Annotated in this window: 15 protein-coding genes; 1 reads left to right on the top strand and 14 read right to left on the bottom strand. The window is 52.0% G+C overall.

The window, feature by feature from the left end; all coding sequences use genetic code 11:
- Positions 1–67 precede the first annotated feature (67 nt).
- Both pta and G5S52_RS14315 read right to left on the bottom strand, forming a co-directional pair.
- Positions 68–2,215 carry a phosphate acetyltransferase gene (gene pta, locus G5S52_RS14320; RefSeq protein WP_165015050.1) on the bottom strand — a complete coding sequence of 716 codons (2,148 nt, stop codon included), beginning with the start codon at positions 2,213–2,215 and terminating at the stop codon, positions 68–70.
- A 159-nt stretch (positions 2,216–2,374) separates the two neighbouring features.
- Positions 2,375–3,571 (bottom strand): acetate kinase, encoded by a 1,197-nt coding sequence (locus tag G5S52_RS14315; RefSeq protein ID WP_165014979.1) that lies wholly within the window; start codon positions 3,569–3,571, stop codon positions 2,375–2,377.
- A 610-nt stretch (positions 3,572–4,181) separates the two neighbouring features.
- On the opposite strand from G5S52_RS14315, the gene yfbV reads away from it, so the two are divergent.
- A complete protein-coding gene (gene yfbV, locus G5S52_RS14310; RefSeq protein ID WP_165014976.1) occupies positions 4,182–4,631 on the top strand; it encodes a terminus macrodomain insulation protein YfbV in 450 nt (149 codons plus the stop codon).
- 78 nt (positions 4,632–4,709) lie between these two features.
- Here yfbV and G5S52_RS14305 read toward each other — a convergent pair whose 3' ends face one another.
- The 12 genes from G5S52_RS14305 to speA all read right to left on the bottom strand — a co-directional run bounded on the left by G5S52_RS14305 (position 4,710) and on the right by speA (position 17,361).
- On the bottom strand, positions 4,710–6,365 hold the full coding sequence (locus tag G5S52_RS14305; protein ID WP_235956258.1) for a BatD family protein: 1,656 nt from the start codon (positions 6,363–6,365) through the stop codon (positions 4,710–4,712).
- A 13-nt stretch (positions 6,366–6,378) separates the two neighbouring features.
- The gene (locus tag G5S52_RS14300) at positions 6,379–8,295 is read right to left on the bottom strand and encodes a VWA domain-containing protein (RefSeq protein ID WP_165014971.1); all 1,917 of its coding nucleotides are present in this window, start codon (positions 8,293–8,295) and stop codon (positions 6,379–6,381) included.
- The gene (locus tag G5S52_RS14295) at positions 8,288–9,253 is read right to left on the bottom strand and encodes a vWA domain-containing protein (RefSeq protein ID WP_165014968.1); all 966 of its coding nucleotides are present in this window, start codon (positions 9,251–9,253) and stop codon (positions 8,288–8,290) included. Before G5S52_RS14295 ends, G5S52_RS14300 begins: the two co-directional genes overlap by 8 nt.
- The gene (locus G5S52_RS14290; RefSeq protein WP_165014965.1) at positions 9,246–9,761 is read right to left on the bottom strand and encodes a DUF4381 domain-containing protein; all 516 of its coding nucleotides are present in this window, start codon (positions 9,759–9,761) and stop codon (positions 9,246–9,248) included. Before G5S52_RS14290 ends, G5S52_RS14295 begins: the two co-directional genes overlap by 8 nt.
- A 2-nt stretch (positions 9,762–9,763) precedes the next feature.
- Positions 9,764–10,705, bottom strand: coding sequence for a DUF58 domain-containing protein (locus tag G5S52_RS14285; protein WP_438590722.1), 942 nt, complete (start codon positions 10,703–10,705; stop codon positions 9,764–9,766).
- Between the two features lie 5 nt (positions 10,706–10,710).
- A complete protein-coding gene (locus G5S52_RS14280) occupies positions 10,711–11,667 on the bottom strand; it encodes an AAA family ATPase (RefSeq protein WP_165014960.1) in 957 nt (318 codons plus the stop codon).
- Positions 11,668–11,807: 140 nt separating this feature from the next.
- The gene (locus tag G5S52_RS14275) at positions 11,808–12,755 is read right to left on the bottom strand and encodes a ChaN family lipoprotein (RefSeq protein WP_165014957.1); all 948 of its coding nucleotides are present in this window, start codon (positions 12,753–12,755) and stop codon (positions 11,808–11,810) included.
- A gap of 87 nt (positions 12,756–12,842) precedes the next feature.
- Entirely contained in the window at positions 12,843–13,673 is an 831-nt protein-coding gene (gene rlmA / locus G5S52_RS14270; protein ID WP_165014954.1) for a 23S rRNA (guanine(745)-N(1))-methyltransferase, read from the bottom strand.
- Between the two features lie 118 nt (positions 13,674–13,791).
- Positions 13,792–14,094 (bottom strand): type II toxin-antitoxin system RelE/ParE family toxin, encoded by a 303-nt coding sequence (locus tag G5S52_RS14265; protein WP_165014951.1) that lies wholly within the window; start codon positions 14,092–14,094, stop codon positions 13,792–13,794.
- The gene (locus G5S52_RS14260; RefSeq protein ID WP_165014948.1) at positions 14,082–14,339 is read right to left on the bottom strand and encodes a type II toxin-antitoxin system Phd/YefM family antitoxin; all 258 of its coding nucleotides are present in this window, start codon (positions 14,337–14,339) and stop codon (positions 14,082–14,084) included. Before G5S52_RS14260 ends, G5S52_RS14265 begins: the two co-directional genes overlap by 13 nt.
- Positions 14,340–14,467: 128 nt before the next feature.
- Positions 14,468–15,391, bottom strand: coding sequence for an agmatinase (gene speB, locus G5S52_RS14255; protein WP_165014945.1), 924 nt, complete (start codon positions 15,389–15,391; stop codon positions 14,468–14,470).
- Positions 15,392–15,441: 50 nt separating this feature from the next.
- Positions 15,442–17,361, bottom strand: coding sequence for a biosynthetic arginine decarboxylase (gene speA, locus G5S52_RS14250; protein ID WP_165014942.1), 1,920 nt, complete (start codon positions 17,359–17,361; stop codon positions 15,442–15,444).
- Positions 17,362–17,363: the final 2 nt, after the last annotated feature.

Below are 17,363 nucleotides of genomic sequence, written 5' to 3'. Positions count from 1 at the left end.
TGCTCCCAAATGAACATAAAAAAGCCGACGCAAATAGCGTCGGCTTTTCTTCTAGAAGTCAGAGAGCTTATTCAGCTGCTGCTTCTGCATCTTCCGCTTGTTTTGCTTGAATCGCAGTCAGTGCAACGGTGTAAACGATGTCGTCTACCAGTGCGCCACGAGACAGGTCGTTAACAGGCTTACGCATACCCTGAAGCATTGGACCGATTGAAACCAGATCCGCTGAACGCTGTACCGCTTTGTAAGTGGTGTTACCGGTGTTCAGGTCTGGGAATACGAATACGGTCGCTTTACCTGCTACTGGAGAGTTTGGCGCTTTAGAAGCTGCCACGTTTTCCATGATAGCGGCGTCGTACTGCAGAGGACCGTCGATCATCAGGTCAGGACGTTTCTGCTGAGCAATCAGCGTTGCTTCACGTACTTTCTCAACGTCTGCACCCTGACCAGAAGTACCGGTAGAGTATGAGATCATTGCTACGCGAGGCTCGATGCCGAATGCCGCTGCAGAATCTGCAGACTGGATAGCGATTTCAGCCAGTTGCTCTGCGTTTGGATCTGGGTTGATCGCACAGTCACCGTAAACCAGAACCTGGTCAGGCAGCAGCATGAAGAACACAGAAGACACCAAAGATGCGCTTGGCGCAGTCTTGATGATTTGCAGCGGTGGACGGATGGTGTTTGCTGTGGTGTGAACCGCACCAGATACCAGGCCGTGTACTTCGTTCGCTTCCAACATCATAGTACCCAGTACTACGGTGTCTTCCAGTTGCTCACGCGCTACAACTTCGGTCATGCCTTTGTTCTTACGCAGCTCAACCAGACGCGCAACGTATTGCTCACGCACTGCTTCAGGGTCGATGATGGTGACGCCAGCACCCAGAACCACGCCTTGCTGGTCAGCAACACGCTTGATTTCTTCTGGGTTACCCAGCAGCACACATTCCGCAATTTTACGCTCAGCACAGATAGCTGCCGCTTTAACGGTACGTGGCTCGTCACCTTCTGGCAGAACGATACGCTTAGCCGCTTTACGAGCCAGCTCAGTCAGCTGGTAACGGAATGCTGGTGGGCTCAGACGACGTGCACGTGCAGCGCCTTCAGACAGAGACTCAATCCAGTTGCCGTCAACGTGTGCTGCAACGTGGTTCTGAACGAACTCTACACGCTCTTTATCGTCAGCTGGAACTTCCAGGCTGAAGCTTTGCAGGTTCAGAGACGTCTGCCAAGTGTTACCCGCAGTGGTGAACACTGGCAGGCCAGCTTGGAATGCGCGCTCGCACAGACCGTTCAGCTGTTCTGGGATGCTGTAACCGCCAGTCAGCAGCAAGGCACCGATTTCCAGACCGTTCATTGCTGCCAGACACGCCGCAACGATAACGTCAGGACGGTCAGCAGAAGTCACCAGCAGAGAGCCTGCGCGGAAGTGTTCAACCATGTTAGGGATTGAACGCGCACAGAAAGTGATGCTCTTGATACGACGGGTGTTGATTTCACCTTCGTTGATGATTTCAGCATTCAGGTGCTTCGCCAGATCGCTCGCACGAGTTGCAATCAGATCGATGCTCCAAGGCACACAACCCAGAACGCGGATTGGGCTGGAGTTAAAGATCTCCATCACTTCAACATTGCTGCTTTTCGCTGCATTGTTGTCATCGAAGATGTCAGACAGATCAGGACGGGTACGACCTTGCTCATCAACCGGTGCGCCGTGTTTGTTGATCACAACGCCTGCGATGTTTGAGTTCTTGCTACCACCGAAGTTAGATACGGCAACTTCAATGCGCTCTTTCAGTTGCGCAGGGTTGTCAGTGCCCGGAGTGGTGATGAACACGATTTCCGCATCCAGCGTTTTCGCGATTTCGTAGTTAACCTGGTTCGCGAAAGGATGGTTACGGGTAGGTACCAGACCTTCAATCAGCGCGACTTCTGCTTCAGCAGTTGCTTCTTTAAAGCGGGCGATGATTTCTTCCATCAGCACGTCAGTCTGATCGGTACGGATCAGCGCTTCAGCGTTTGCCATGGTCAGCGGCTCTGCCACTTTCATGTCGCTGTTTGCTTCGATGATGGTTGTTGTCAGGTCAGGCTGGTTATCGCCATGGCGAGGCTGGGCGATAGGCTTGAAAAATGAGACGCGAAGGCCCTTTTGTTCCATCGCACGCAGTACGCCCAGGCTAACGCTGGTCAGACCAACACCTGTGCCGATTGGAATGAGCATAATAGTACGGGACACGCTTGATTCCTCTTTACTATGTAGGGAGCAAAACCCACAGACGCGGGTTTTGTTAATAATTCAGTTTGGCAGACAGTCAGATAACTTTGCCAAATTGAAACGGCTGACCACATTGATCAGCCGCATGTTTGCATCAAATGGCGATTAGATTTCAGCCAGACGTGCAGTGTCTTGTGCGATAACCAGCTCTTCGTTGGTAGAGATAACCATTGCTGGAACACGGCTGCTATCAGTAGTGATAACGCCTTCGCCGCCGAAGCGAGCTTTCAGGTTGCGCTCTTGGTCAACTTCAACACCCAGCAGAGCCAGACGGTTCAGAACCAACTCACGGATTGGGCCAGAGTTCTCGCCGATACCGCCAGTGAACACGATCGCGTCCAGACGGCCGTCCAGGCATGCAGTGTAGCTAGCAACGTATTTCGCCAGACGGTGACAGAACACGTCCATTGCGCGAGTTGCTTCTTCTTTCGCACCGTAGTTGTCTTCAACGAAACGGCAGTCAGAAGTCACTTCGGTCAGACCCATCAGGCCAGACTCTTTGGTCAGCATGCTGTTGATTTGCTCAACGCTGTAACCCAGTGCATCGTGCAGGTGGAAGATGATTGCTGGGTCCAGGTCACCAGAACGGGTACCCATTACCAGACCTTCAAGCGGAGTCATACCCATAGATGTGTCTACAGATTTACCGTTCTTGATTGCACATACAGATGCGCCGTTACCCAGGTGACAGTTGATGATGTTCAGTTCTTCAACTGGCTTATCAAGCTGAGCCGCTGCTTCTTGAGCGATGAAGTAGTGAGAAGTACCGTGCATGCCGTAACGACGGATACCGTGCTCTTTGTACAGCTTGTATGGCAGTGCGTACAGGAACGCTTCTTCTGGCATAGTCTGGTGGAACGCAGTGTCGAATACCGCTACGTTTTTCAGAGTAGGGAATGCTGCTTTCGCTGCTTCGATACCTACCAGGTGCGCAGGGTTGTGCAGAGGTGCGAAGCTCGCAGCGTCTTCGATACCTTTCAGTACTGAATCACAGATCAGTGCAGATTTAGTGAACTGCTCGCCGCCGTGAACAACACGGTGACCGATTGCGCCCAGGTTTTCAGCCAGTTCTGGTTTAGAAGCCAGAATGGTTTCAACGATGAAGCTCAGTGCTTCTTTGTGTGCAGCACCTTCGCCCAGTTGAGCTTCGTGTTTGCCGTCCAATTTCCACTTAATGCGTGCTTCTGGCAGGTGCAGACATTCTGCCAGACCTGACAGGTGCTCATCACCTGATTGTGCGTCGATGATTGCGAATTTCAGCGAAGAGCTGCCGCAGTTAAGAACAAGAACCAGCTTAGACATTTGAGACTACCTATTCGTGTAAAGTAGATGGTGTTTACTAATCGGAGAAGGATAGTTGATTAACGTCACACTAACCGTCCCAGAAAAACTTTTAGCAAAATTTGTCGCGGAATAGATACATCGCTCATCAGTCCTTTGATAGATACCCACTGCGCCGCGCCCATCCTTGTTTTGCGTCACATGACTGGCCAATTCGGTTTTCTGTCACATCAGTGATTGATGTTCGAAGAATTCACGTACTGAACCTTATGACTCAACAAGGTTTGAGCTTTGAGGTGTGACTGCTTCATTTTCGGAAACAGTTTTTTGCCACACCGGTCAACATATCCGGGTACGCAACGAAAAACGCCAGACAGATTGTCCTACAGGCCCACCATCTTTGGTGATTTGTTGCGCTGCCGGTCATCCATTTGGCGTTTCAGTGGTTGCGAGATAATCAAATCCGAGCAACAATTGATTTAGGTCGGCTAAGTCTAGCGATACTTGCGCCAGATAACAAAAATTTTTGAGTCTTAATTGATTTGAATTAATGTTTATCAACTTTGTTTTAAAGATTGCAGCAAGTTTTTAGCCGATGATACAGAGACATCGCTTTAGAGGTATGCGCCATATGAGTAATAAATCAATGTGGAACGCGTTCCGTGATGGTCAGAAGTACATGACGGAATGGCCGGTTCGAAAAGAGCTGGCACCGATGTTCCCGGAAAACCGAGTAATCCGTGCAACCCAGTTTGCGATTAAAGTGATGCCTGCTGTTGCCGTCATCAGCGTTTTGATGCAAATGGCCTTCAATAACTACTCAGGTTTGCCGCAGGCCATGATCATGGCTTTGTTTGCACTGAGTTTGCCGCTACAAGGTATGTGGTGGTTGGGGAAACGCCGCGAAACACAACTGCCTCCTGCGCTTGCAGGTTGGTATCGCGAATTGCATGAGAAGATTGTCAGCGAAGGTGGGGCCCTGCAGCCAATGAAAAGCCGCCCGCGCTACAAAGAGCTTGCGCAAACGCTGAACCGTGCATTCAAGCAACTCGACAAGACATCACTGGAGCGTTGGTTCTAAGCCAAAATTCCAAGTGACAGTGCTACGAAAACGCCCCGTTTGTCGGGGCGTTTTGCTTTCTAGAGAAAGGAGAACACGTCAGGACAGTTCGCTAAGACTTGCCTTTTTGCTGATGCTTTTCTTTTCTCGACGAGCTTGCTGCAAGAGCTTCAGCAAGGTTGCGTTGTTCCAATCAGACGCTGATGGGCTGTAGCGGCTTGCCATCATCGCATTCACTTCCAAATCTATTTGCGCTGTCAGCGTCTCTGGCACTAGGGAGTTATCCCACGCGCGCATTGCAGACGCCACCTTCACAGAATCATTTGCCTTTACGGCAGCTATGAGCGTATCAAGCGGTGAAGCGGACTCGTTCGCCACGCTGACAGCACCGATGCTTGAAGGCGCAGCTGAAGGTTTTCTGAAGTAAAGCACCAGCGTGACGAGCCACAAGAAGGCAAACACACCGGTAGCCCAAGGCCAGATGCCAGCATCTTTCACTACAGTGGTTACGCTTGTCGGCGTTGTTGTGACTGTAGCAGGCGCAACAACGTCTGGCGTTTGTGGCACTGGAGCGGCAACAGCACTGCCCGGTTTCACATCCAGCTGAAGGCCCGCAATCTCACTGGTCTGTTTTTGCCCACTAATGGTGTTAAACCAATTGATGCTGAGCGCAGGCAAGATCACGGTTCCAGCTTCGCGCGGAATAATCACCTGTTTGAGCGTCATGACAGTGTAATCACCATCGCGGCTGTACTCGGGCTTATCCGCATAAACGCGCACGCTTTGTGGATAATCGATAGCGATATCCGGCATCGCGCTTTGCTCAATGTTTTTAATTTTTAACGTGATTTCACGATTGATAGCTTCACCAACCTCGACACCTAAAGGCTCTGATATCGCATCGGGTTGCCAAGATTGCGTCAGCTCCAGAGAAGGTGTTGGTAGCCAAAGTCCTGTGTAATCGCTCGGTTTTTCTTTGATGTCGAGCGTCATGTACTCCGCTTGGCGGGCAATAGGAACACCCAGTGATGGTCCCCAACCACGGCGACCTTTCACTTCTGAAGCGCTAAATACCGCGCCCTCCAGTGTTAGCTGTCCTGCTTTGGCTGGCGTCACTTGATAAAGTCGGCTGATAACAACATAGCGGCGGCCATTAACCACAGCCTCTGCCTGAACATCTTCACCCACTTGTTTCACCTCCAATCCATCGCCAAATGGCGCTTGAAGCGCAGGGGAGTCTAATTGGGTGCCAATCATTAAGCGGACACGGTAGTTAAAGGTTTCACCGACGTAGCCAGCGTTGCGATCGAGTGTCGCGGTCAGTTTTACGGTTTCAGTGTCCTGTGCTGCGCTTTTGTCTCTCGCTTCCACCGCCCGAATAGTAATGGGTTCGGTTTTCATGCCTTCAATGTCTAGGCTAGGCAGGGTGAAGGTTCCCATCTTTTTCGCCGCGACCGCAACGCGCCACACCGTGCTGCGGGTCATACTGCCATTGATGATAGAAGTGTTGCTGCTGACGCTCGGACGGCCGTAGATGAAATCTGTATCCAGCGGCGATAAATCGAGCGCTTCGTTATCGACACTGTCATCGACGGAAACGGTAAGCTGAAACGCCTCGCCAACAGGGACAACATTTTGCGATACAGTCGCTTCGGCAGAGGCCGCAAGCGCAGAGCCTGATGCCAAGAGCAATACCAATCCCAGCAAGAATGCGCCAGTGCGGCGATATGGAGCAAAGGATGTTAAACGTGTCATTCTCATTGTTCGTTTACCATGAATTTTCTGTTGGCTCAGGGGCATCTTTTTCCCTTGCCTGTAGAATGAGTTGAGCGCGGATTAGCGCGGCAGTGTCGTCCTGCACTTGCTCGAGTTTTTTCAGTACGGGGTGGCTGGCTTGTAAGCCATTACTGTCACCGCTTTCCCCTGCGTTAGCACTCGCTTGCGCATTTGGCTCTTCGCCATCTTCGCTGCTTTGTTTTGCTATCGCTGCGTCAGATTCAGTGCTCTGATCATCCCCTTGCTGCCCCTCTTGGGTATTGGCAGCGTTGCTCTTTGATTCAGACGCTTGGTCGCCTTTCTCGGTTTGAGGCTGTGAGTCGCCGTTAGATGCAGCTTCGTTTTCCGAAGCCTTGTCCTCTGAGTCGGCGCTGTTATTTTCAGCCTGCTGACCCTGCTGACCCTGCTGACCCTGCTGACCCTGCTGACCCTGCTGACCCTGCTGATTTTGCTCTGATTGCCCGTCCTGCGACTGACTATCTTGTCCTTCAGAAGGGTCTTGTTGGCCTTGGTTACCTTGTTGCGGTTGCGACTCTTGTTCGCCACCCTTTTGTTGCTGTTGCTGTTGCTGTTGCTGTTGCTTCAGCGCTTGTTCCACGACATCGAGATTACGTTTCGCATCAGCGTGATCAGGATTCGCATCCAGCAAAGAGCGGTAAGTGTCCGCAGCTTTCTCAAGGTCACCTGTTTGCGCTAGGGCATTACCTAAGTTGTACTGCGAAGTTGGGTCTTTCAAAGTCGAAAGCGTATCCACCGCACCTTGGTAATCGCCAGCTTTGTATTGCGCGATGCCTTTCCATTGTGGCGATTCGAATGTCTCCGCTGCGTTTTGGTAATCACCCGCTTCAAACTGCGAATACGCCTGTTGGTCATCGGTTTTAAAAGCGTTGGCGTTAGCATGTTCGATTGGCATTACCAAAAATAGGGCAGCCAATACAACGCCTCGGCGGAAACTCATGAGTGCAAGAAGAAGCACTGGGACAATCAACCAATAGCCATCGTTGATGCGCTCTTCTATGGTTTTCTTCGCGGTGTCTGCGGCACCGGAAAGCGGCTTTTCAGTGAAGGCAATGAGATTGTCCACGTCCTGATCGGTTGGTTGCCACATTTGCAGTAACCCACCGGTCGCTTTGGTGACTTCCGACAAAGGCGCAAGAGCGAGCTTGGCAATCACAGTGCTGCCATTTTGCTCAAGTAGCGCGCCGTCAGGCAATGGAATAGGCGCGCCTTGCTGCGTGCCCACCGCAAGAATAGAAACGCGGTAATCCTCACCACTGACAATGTTCAATGTGCGGGAGGCTTCTTTCTCGCTCATGCCATCAGTGATCACGATAATGTCACCTTTGACGAAGCCTGCCTGCTTGAGTACATCTATAGCCTGTTGCACCCCAGCGGCAGCATTGCTGCCAGCAATCGGCATTAACGCGGGGGAAAGATTCGGGATCAGGTTTTTCAGCGTCGCTGCATCTTGTGTCAGCGGACTGACGATGTAACCGTCCGCCGCATAAGTCACCAGCCCCGTACTGCCTTCTTTCCAGCCAGGCAGCATGTCCAAGGCTTTAAAACGAGCCTGCGCCAAGCGACTTGGCGCGATGTCTTCGGCATACATAGAGCGCGACATGTCCATCACCAGCACACGGGCACCAGCAAGGTTCACTGCAGGCAATTCGGTTTTCTGCCAGCTTGGTCCTGCCAACGCGAGTACGGCCAGCAACCAAGCCAACGCCAATGCGCCAATAGGCCAACGTTTCTTACTACTGTTTGTGGCATGACCGCCCGCAAGTAACGCCGACAAATGCGGGGCAATTAGCCCTGATTTCTGTGCTTTCTCGCGCAGCCAAGGTAAAAGCAACGCCAGCGGAATGGCGGCGAGCAGCCACATGGGATGCATAAAGGTAAAATCAGCCATTGCGTCTCCTTAAGACGGCAATCAATGCCGACAACAGCAGGGCTAACGCCAGTGGATAACGGAACATTTCATCGCGCGGTCGCCATGTTTGCTGCACGGTGGAAATGGGCTCCAATTGGTCGATGATCTGATAGATTTTCTCTAGTTCTTCGGGGTTACGGGCACGGAAATACTCGCCACCGGTTGATTGCGCGATAGCCGATAGCATGCGCTCATCCAAATCCTGAGAAGGATTCACCACGCGAGAACCAAACAGGCTGCGCTGGCGCATTTCCTCAGCGCCCACACCCACGGTGTAAATCGTCACATCGTACTCTTTGGCGAGTTTCGCGGCTTCCAGCGGGTCAATCACACCCGCGGTATTGGCACCGTCACTTAACAGGATGATGACGCGTTGCGGCGCTTTGCTGTCGATAAAGGTTTTGGTCGCCACGCCCAAGCCTTCACCAATCGCCGTTTGCTTACCAATCAGCCCCAGTACGGCACGTTCCAGTTGCTGTGCAACGGTATTTCTGTCGAGCGTTAACGGCGTTTGCAGATAGCCGTGGTCTGCGAACAACACCAAGCCCAAGCGATCTCCTTCGCGCTTACCGATAAACTCTGACAGCACGTGCTTGACCGCATCCAAACGATTAATGGTGCCACCACTTGGCAGCAGCATGTCTTCGATTTCCATCGAACCCGACAAATCAACCGCGAGCATCATATCGCGGTGTTCCGGTTGGATTTGGATGGGGTCGCCATACCAAACTGGGCGAGCAAGTGCTGCGACGAGGCTGATCCAAAGCAAAGACATCAGCACAATGCGTAAACGGCTCCCCGTTTGTTGGCTACCCAGACCTTGCGGTAATTTAGGCAGATGAATCGCTGCTGGGCGCGGAATAGGGCGCACAAAGCGGTATACCAGCCAAGGTAGTGGCAACAATAAAATCGCCCACCACCAGACAAGTTCAAACATGGCGAGCCTGCGTTTTTGACGGAGATGTGCTTAGCGCGGATGGCGACTTAGCCGGAATGGCTTTTTGCAGCCAGCGGGTGGCAAGAGCTCTTGCCTGTGTGAGTTCGGCGTCTGTTGATGGCGCGTTAGAAAATACGCCTTTTTGCCAAAGGGCGGATTCAGCGACAAAGCCTTGTTGCGCGGTAGGGAGCTGACTATCAAGGAATGCCAGCCAGCGTTCGCCAGTTAATCCCGCGACAGTTTCTCGGGGGAAGTAGCTTAACGCTGCACGTTTTAATAGAGCATTGATATCTGAGATGGAAGTGGTTTTCGCCAAGGCGTTCAGCGCCTCATTGCGTGCTGCGAGATGCGTTTTGCGCTTACGTAGCCAGAGAATGATGAGCGCCAGTGCGACAAGCACAGCAGCGATCACCAGCCACCAACCCCACGCCAGCGGCCAAATGCCGGGCGCTTGTTGTAGATGAATATCTGCCAATGGCAGCGTTGGAGTAGACACGCTGTTTGCCATGGTTAGTGCTTAGCCTTCATTGAAGAGGTACCAAGTTGCTTGAGCAAAGGAATGGCCGCACTGATGCTGTGCAGCGGAATGGCGAGCGAACGCGCCATGTCGGCAATAAACCCTTGCTGTTGTTGATACTGTTTTGCTAATCCATCGCGGGTCTTTTTCGCAGAGAAATCGAGCCACGCGGTTTGTCTGTTGTCTGCTACCAGTTCATGGCCACGGTAATCCGTTTGCCCCTGTTCAAGTGGGTCATACACGCGCACAAATTGAATGCGGTTATGCTGACGAAGCTGGCTGAGGCGACGTTTGTCCTCGGCTTTCAGCGCATAGAAGTCGCTGACGATGACGATATCACTGCCTTTCGGACACAGGTGATGCAAGTGGCGAAGCGCGCTGTGAAAGTCTGCGCTGGCGTCGGGCTGGGAATCCGCCGCCAACATTTCTTCGTGCGCCTCCATCAAGGTATGGATAAGACGCAGCGGCCCTTGCTGACGCGCCGTCGGTTTACACTCGCGCAAGCGAATGCCGTTGTAAATCACCGCGCCAATGCGGTCTTGCTGACTCACTGCTAACCAACTCAACAGGCTGGCAAAGTGCGACGCCTGAACCGATTTCAGCATCAGTTGCGAGCCAAACTTCATGCTGGTGCAGAGATCAATCATCAGCATGACTGGTTGTTCGCGTTCTTCGGTAAACAGCTTGGTGTGGGCTTTACCTGTTCGCGCTGTCACTCTCCAATCAATCGCGCGAATGTCATCACCCGCCTGATACGGACGCACCTCTGAGAAGTTCATGCCGCGACCTTTCTGACGGCTGGCATGTTGGCCGCTTAGCTGCGACCAAATGCTGAGCGCAGGCGGCAACCAGCGCACCGCTTGTTGGCGGTAGTGCAGCAGTTCTGCTAAAGACACATTGACGCCATCACTGTGTGCTGGCAGTTCAATACGCATGTCGGTCATACACTTGCGACCTGCTCGATAAGGTGAGTTACCACTGCGTCTGCGGCAATGCCTTCTGCCTGTGCTTCGTAGCTCAGCAGTAGGCGATGGCGCAGCACAGGATAAGCCATGGCTTGCACATCTTCCGGTGTAACAAAGTCACGCCCTGAGAGCCATGCATGTGCGCGAGAGCAGCGGTCGAGCGCCAAGGTAGCACGCGGACTCACGCCCATTTGCAGCCAGCTTGCCAGTTTGTCGCTGTATCGGCTTGGCTGACGTGTCGCCATCACCAGACGGATGATGTATTTCTCGACTTCATCGGCCATGTGGATGTTCAGCACCGCTTTGCGTGCTTCAAAAATGCTTTCTTGCTTGAGGTGAACGGCCTCTTCTTTTGCGACGCCTTGTGCTTCGCCGCGGTTCAAGCGCAGGATGTCCAGCTCACTGCTTTCGTCGGGGTAATCCACGTTCAGTTGGAGCAAAAAACGGTCAAGCTGTGCTTCTGGCAGTGGGTAGGTGCCTTCCTGCTCTATCGGGTTTTGTGTCGCCATTACAAGGAAAAGCTCTGGTAATGGGTAGGTTTTTCTACCAGCAGTAATTTGCTTTTCCGCCATGGCTTCCAGCATGGCCGCCTGCACTTTCGCTGGGGCTCGGTTGATTTCATCTGCCAGCAGCAGTGAGTTAAAAATTGGCCCCGGCTGGAAGGTGAACTCGCCGGTTTCAGGACGGAAAATGTCCGTACCTGTCAGGTCGGCAGGCAAGAGATCTGGGGTAAATTGAATACGGTGGAAATCCCCTTCGATGCAATCAGACAGCATTTTTACCGCGCGGGTTTTTGCCAGTCCCGGAGGGCCTTCTACCAAAATATGTCCGTCCGCCAGAAGGGCGATAAGCAGTTGCTTAACCAGTTCAGGTTGACCGATAACCTGACTTTGCAGGTAAGTGTTAAGGCGTTGAAAAGTATCCGCTAACATAGCTTTTGTTATCCCTGAGATAGACAGAGTGAAATTGTGACCTGAGTCAGACCGTGAAAGGTTTCTAAGGTTCCTTTCGAAAACAAATATGGATTGTAGGTGGGAATTTCAAGGGGAGGAGAGCGCCTCCCCTGAATGTATTACTCGCAAGACACGTTAGCGCCATGGCGCATTGAGGATATGGCTTGGTTCATTTCTTCTTTAGAAATCCATTGTGGCGGTAATGAATTGACAATTAAGCGATAATCGCCGTTTTCTGAGTGGCGTTTTGCGTCGTCAGTTTGTGGTGAGATAACTGCGATACTGAGGTCTGGGTTGCGCGCGAGAATGCGGGCAGCAATACCAAGACCGCCTTCAACGTGAAAAGCGCCAGCGATATGCATCACCTGATAACTCGGGTTTTCCGCTAAAAAGTCGACGATGCTTTCCGCCATGGTATCGTCCCACGCTATCTGAGCCTGATATTGGTTTTCAGTCTTGGTTTCATCGCCGTGGAACATGGCAGCATAGAACTTCTCTTTATATGGTGAATCTTCATCACTCAAGGTTTTAGCGACCCAACCACGCTCTTCTGCCGAGAGTTTATCGAGATAACTTTTACCTTCTCGGCCAATACAGCGAACAATGTCTTTCGGGGCGTTGGCGGCAATCACTGGCAAGTCATTGGCTTTGGCATATTCAACCAGTGGGCGGTAACTGCCTTCGTAGTTTGGCCAGTCATTGGTTTCAGAAAGCAGGGTGTTTTCACCAAATTCTCCAGCAAGATAAGCATCCAGCACCGCTTGCTCGGGGCGGGTAAACTGCTCCATGGAAAGGGCGGTATTCGGGTTTTGTTGTGTCAGCGAGGCAAGGAACTGCGCTTGGAATAAATGCACACCCGGATGGGAATGCCATTCACCGATCAAGACCACATCCGCATCAGCGACCGCGCTGGCGAGCTTATTGACGGAATAGGGCTCACCCATTGGTGAGGCAATGCGGTAGTCATAGAGGGTGCCCGACGTAGGGAGTTGCTGCGATGAAAGCGAAGACGCGCATCCAAGAAGCGTTAGGGAAAGCGCAGCAGCAATAATAGAGCGTATCGGCATGGGAAGTCCTGAGAGGTAAATCCTTAGATACGCTCCATTATGAGGTAATAGCTCAGTTATACCCAAACAACTTGAATGCGAGCATCTTCAGGTCGTTTGGGTACATACAACCTTGCGGTACACACGCAGGGTGAAATCGGCTTCACATTCAAACTGTTCTGCCTCTTTCAAGGTTTGCCACAGGCTTTCTGGCGCGCGCCACGCAAATGGCGTCATTTGCAAAAGGGTAGTGGCATCCGCACTGTTGAGCGTCATTGGGTAAGCGACGGTCTGTTCAGTTTCCAGTTCAAAGCCCGGTAAGTCTTCCACTGGTACATCGTGCAGTTTCACTTCGTCGTAAATGCCTGCTTTCAGTTGATACAGGTGACGAGGCCCCGGTGTTACCGTAACCACAACACCATTGTCCTTCACTGTACGTGCGAGTTCATCACCATTGCATGGCGCATAGATGCGAACCACTGCATCCAGTTGCTTGTCAGCGAATGGCAAGCGCTGGCTGGAAGCCACCAGAAAATCCACGTTTGGGTAGCGCTTGGCAGCGTAGCGGATCATCACTTTGGAAATATCGAGGCCAAACACTTTGGTGCCCGCCAGTTGATTGGCAAAGAAGCTGGTGTAGTAGCCTTCACCACAACCGATATCCAAAAGTTCCGCGTTTTCTTTTCCATTAAGCAGCGAAGTCAGCAGTTCGCTGACGGCATCGCGCATTGGTTGGTAGTGTCCAGCATCCAGAAACTGGCGACGCGCCTGCATCATCTCTTTGTTATCACCCGGATCTTTCGAACGCTTATGCTGCACAGGAAGCAAGTTTACATAGCCCTCTTTCGCCAGATCGAACTGGTGATTGTTGGCACATTTGTACGTGCGGTCAGAAAGGTTCAGCGCCTCTTGGCACAGCGGACAAAGATAAGATGACATAGCGATGTTTCGACAAGGATGAATGAGCGGCAAGGATACGGTGTGGGGGCGGGTGGTTCAAGCAAAGCAGCGACAATAGCGTCATAAAGGGGTATGATCAGGAGGGTTTTTTGCTTCGCTACTTTTGGCTTAACAGGAACTTTCGCAGATCTCTTTCAACACGCATGACAAACAAAACAAACACCTTATCGCCTTCGTGCTTGTAAAAAACGCGGAAAGGATTCACAACAACTTCACGATAGCTGAGGTTTTTGAGTTCTGGTGGCGTGCGTCCTGACTTAGGGAACTCCTCTAAACGTTCGACACTAGCGAACACAGTCTGAACAAGGTGCTTTGCCGCTACGATGTTTTCAAGTGCGATGTATTCAGCGATATCATCGAGATCTGATAGCGCTGATTCCGTCCAGATTACTTCAGCCATTTTGACATCTTGTCCTTGGCTTCTTGGTGGTCAATCGTTTTACCCTCTGCCAACGCACGTTCTCCCCGTGCAATTCCCTCAAGAATGGCTAAACGGTTCTGCATAAACTCGTAATCCTCAACGTCGACAAGATAGGCTGACGGCTTACCGTGTTCTGTAATCAATATCGGCTCTTTTGTATCGTGCAGTTCAGCGAGGATTTTGGTTGCTTGACGCTTTAGCGAAGTAACAAGTTCGACTTTCATTACAGTAGCTCCAAAGTGATACTATAGTGATACTATAGTTATACTATTATATCACTTTCATCGTAGCAACCTGCGCTGAAAACAAAAACACCCGCCTAAGCGGGTGTTTCTAGTCAGCAAAGTAGCAATCACTTCGCTTTAAGATTTGCCGCCCAAACATACAGCAGGTCAGTTGCTATCGTCGCAGCTGCCAGTGAGGTGAGGTCTGCGTGGTCGTAGGCGGGTGCTACTTCTACCACATCCATACCAATCAGGTTGATGCCTTGCAGCGAGCGAATCACTTTCAGGATCTTGTCAGTGCTCAGGCCACCACAAACTGGGGTACCAGTACCCGGCGCGTAAGCTGGATCCAGACAGTCTATGTCGAAGGTCAGGTAAACCGGACGGTCGCCAACACGGATTTTAATCGCCTCAACGATTTGCTCAACAGACCAGTCGTTTGCCGTCGCTGCATCTACCACCTTGAAGCCCAGCTCATCGCTATGCTCAGTACGGATGCCAATTTGAATCGACGCGTGTGGGTCAATCAGACCTTCTTTTGGCGCGGTGTAGAACATGGTGCCATGGTCGAATTCGCTGCCTTGGCTGTAGGTGTCGGTATGCGCATCAAAGTGAACCAGTGCCATTTCGCCGAACTGCTTTGCGTGGGCGCGCAGCAGTGGCAGGGTCACGAAGTGGTCGCCGCCAAACGTCAGCAAGGTTTTACCTTCTGCCAACAGGCTGGTGGCGTGCGCTTCCAGACGCTCGCTCATGTTGCGTGCATCGCCACAATCAAACACCAAATCACCACAGTCAGCGATGTTGATTTCTTTGGTCAGGGAGAAATCCCAAGGCCATTTTTTGCTTTCCCACGCCAAATTGGTAGATGCCTGACGAATCGCCCCTGGACCCATGCGTGCGCCAGAACGGCCCGTGGTTGCCATATCAAAAGGAACACCTGTGATCACCACGTCAGCGTCGCAACCTTGTGGGTTAAACACCAGTGGTTGGCGCAGGAAACCGAACGCGTTGGCGTACAGGGAGTAGTCTGGGTAATTGGCCAATGTTGCCATTGATAAATCCTTGAAAAAGGGGCTGCCCGCGTTGCCGGCAGCCGAAATCATTAACGGTTGTGGTGAATGTCTTCGAGGTAGGTGTAGCCTTTCAGACCTTCAGAAAGCTCAGAAAGAATTGCGTCTTGCTCCTGCTCTGGCAGGGTTTTCACCATTTCTTCGTATTGGTTCAGGAACTCGTCCGCTTCCAGATGAACGTAACGCAGCACATCACCCACGGTGTCGCCATGGTGGATAGATTCAATCTCGTAGCCACCATTTTTATTGCAGCGAACAACGGCAGAATCGGTATCACCGAACAGGTTGTGCATGTCGCCCAGAATTTCCTGATACGCACCCACAAGGAAGAAGCCGATGCGGTATGGCGATTCATCGCTCCAGGTCGGTACAGCGAGTGTACTTTCGATACCTTGACCTTCGACGTATTGCTCAACGGCACCGTCTGAGTCACAGGTAATATCCAGCAGCACAGCACGGCTTTCCGGCTCTTTATCCAGCTTCGACAGCGGCAGGATAGGGAACACCTGCTCAATACCCCATGCATCCGGCAGAGACTGGAACAGGGAGAAGTTCACGAAGAACTTGTCTGCCAAGCGGCTGTTCAGCTCATCCAGTACCGGGCGGTGTGCGCGGTTCTTGTGGGACATTTTGCAAGACAGCTCGTAACAAATACGCAGGCTGATTTGTTCTGCCCAAGCGCGCTCAGCAAAGTTCACCAAGCCCATGGCGAACTGCATGTGCACTTCTGCCAGATCGTTCTGATTATCGTGGTAAATCTCAACCAGCGAGCGCTGGTCAGTCGACTGGCTCAGGTCTTTAAATGAACGCCACATGTTATGAAGTATTTGCGACGCATCTTCTGCAGGCGCAAACACTTCCTCGCGCTGGTAGCTTTCAACGCCCATCACGTCAGTAATCAGCACAGCGTGATGCGCCGTCAGGTTACGGCCTGACTCAGAGATAATGCGCGGCATCTTGATGTCGAAGGCTTTACACACATCACCGATCGTGTAGACGACATTGTTGGCGTACTCGCGCTGGCTGTAGTTCATGGAACAGCTGCTTTGGCTACGTGTGCCTTCGTAGTCGATTGCCAGACCGCCGCCCACGTCCAGCGTAGTGATGCCAGCGCCCATTTGGTAAAGCTCAGCAAATACACGCGCCGCTTCGTTCACACCCGAGCGTACGTCGCGGATATTGGCGATTTGCGATCCCAGATGGAAGTGCAGCAGTTGCAGTGAATCCAGCATGTCGTTTTCACGCAGGCGATCCATTACCGTCATACACTGAGAAGCTGACAGACCGAATTTCGATTTCTCGCCGCCACTTGCCTGCCATTTGCCTTTGCCTTGTGACGCCAAACGCGCACGCAGACCTAAACGCGGTGTCACACCCAATGCTTTTGCTTCTGCCAGCACTGTGTCGAGCTCAGAGAGTTTCTCCAGCACGATATACACTTCGTGGCCCAGCTTTTCGCCGATCAGTGCCAGACGGATGTATTCACGGTCTTTGTAGCCGTTACACACGATTACAGAGCTTGCCTGACGCGCCATGGCCAGCACTGCCATCAGTTCTGGCTTACTGCCCGCCTCCAGACCCAGCTGGCGTTCCTGACTGGCGTATTGGCTTTTCAGGATTTCACCAACCACTTCTTTTTGCTGGTTCACTTTAATCGGGTAAACCAGCAGGTAGTCGCCTTCATAGCCGTAGTCAGCAATGGCATCGTTGAAGTGGGTGCACAGGCTGTCTACGCGGTGGTGCAAGATCTCCGGGAAACGTACCAGCACAGGCAGTGAAGCGCCTTTGGCAATCAGTTCATCGGCCAGCGTTGAAAGCGCGATGTTGTTGTCCGGTTGTTGGGTATCCGGACGGGCAACCACCTCGCCTTGTGAATTAATATCGAAGTAACCCTGACCCCAGTAAGGCGTGTTGTAGACATCGCGGGCGTCATTGATAGACCAATCACTCATGT

Source organism: Grimontia sedimenti, assembly GCF_011045095.1.
GTDB lineage: Bacteria > Pseudomonadota > Gammaproteobacteria > Enterobacterales > Vibrionaceae > Enterovibrio > Enterovibrio sedimenti.
The sequence above is the reverse complement of the archived record's forward strand: the minus strand, read 5'-3'. Positions and strand labels throughout refer to the sequence as shown.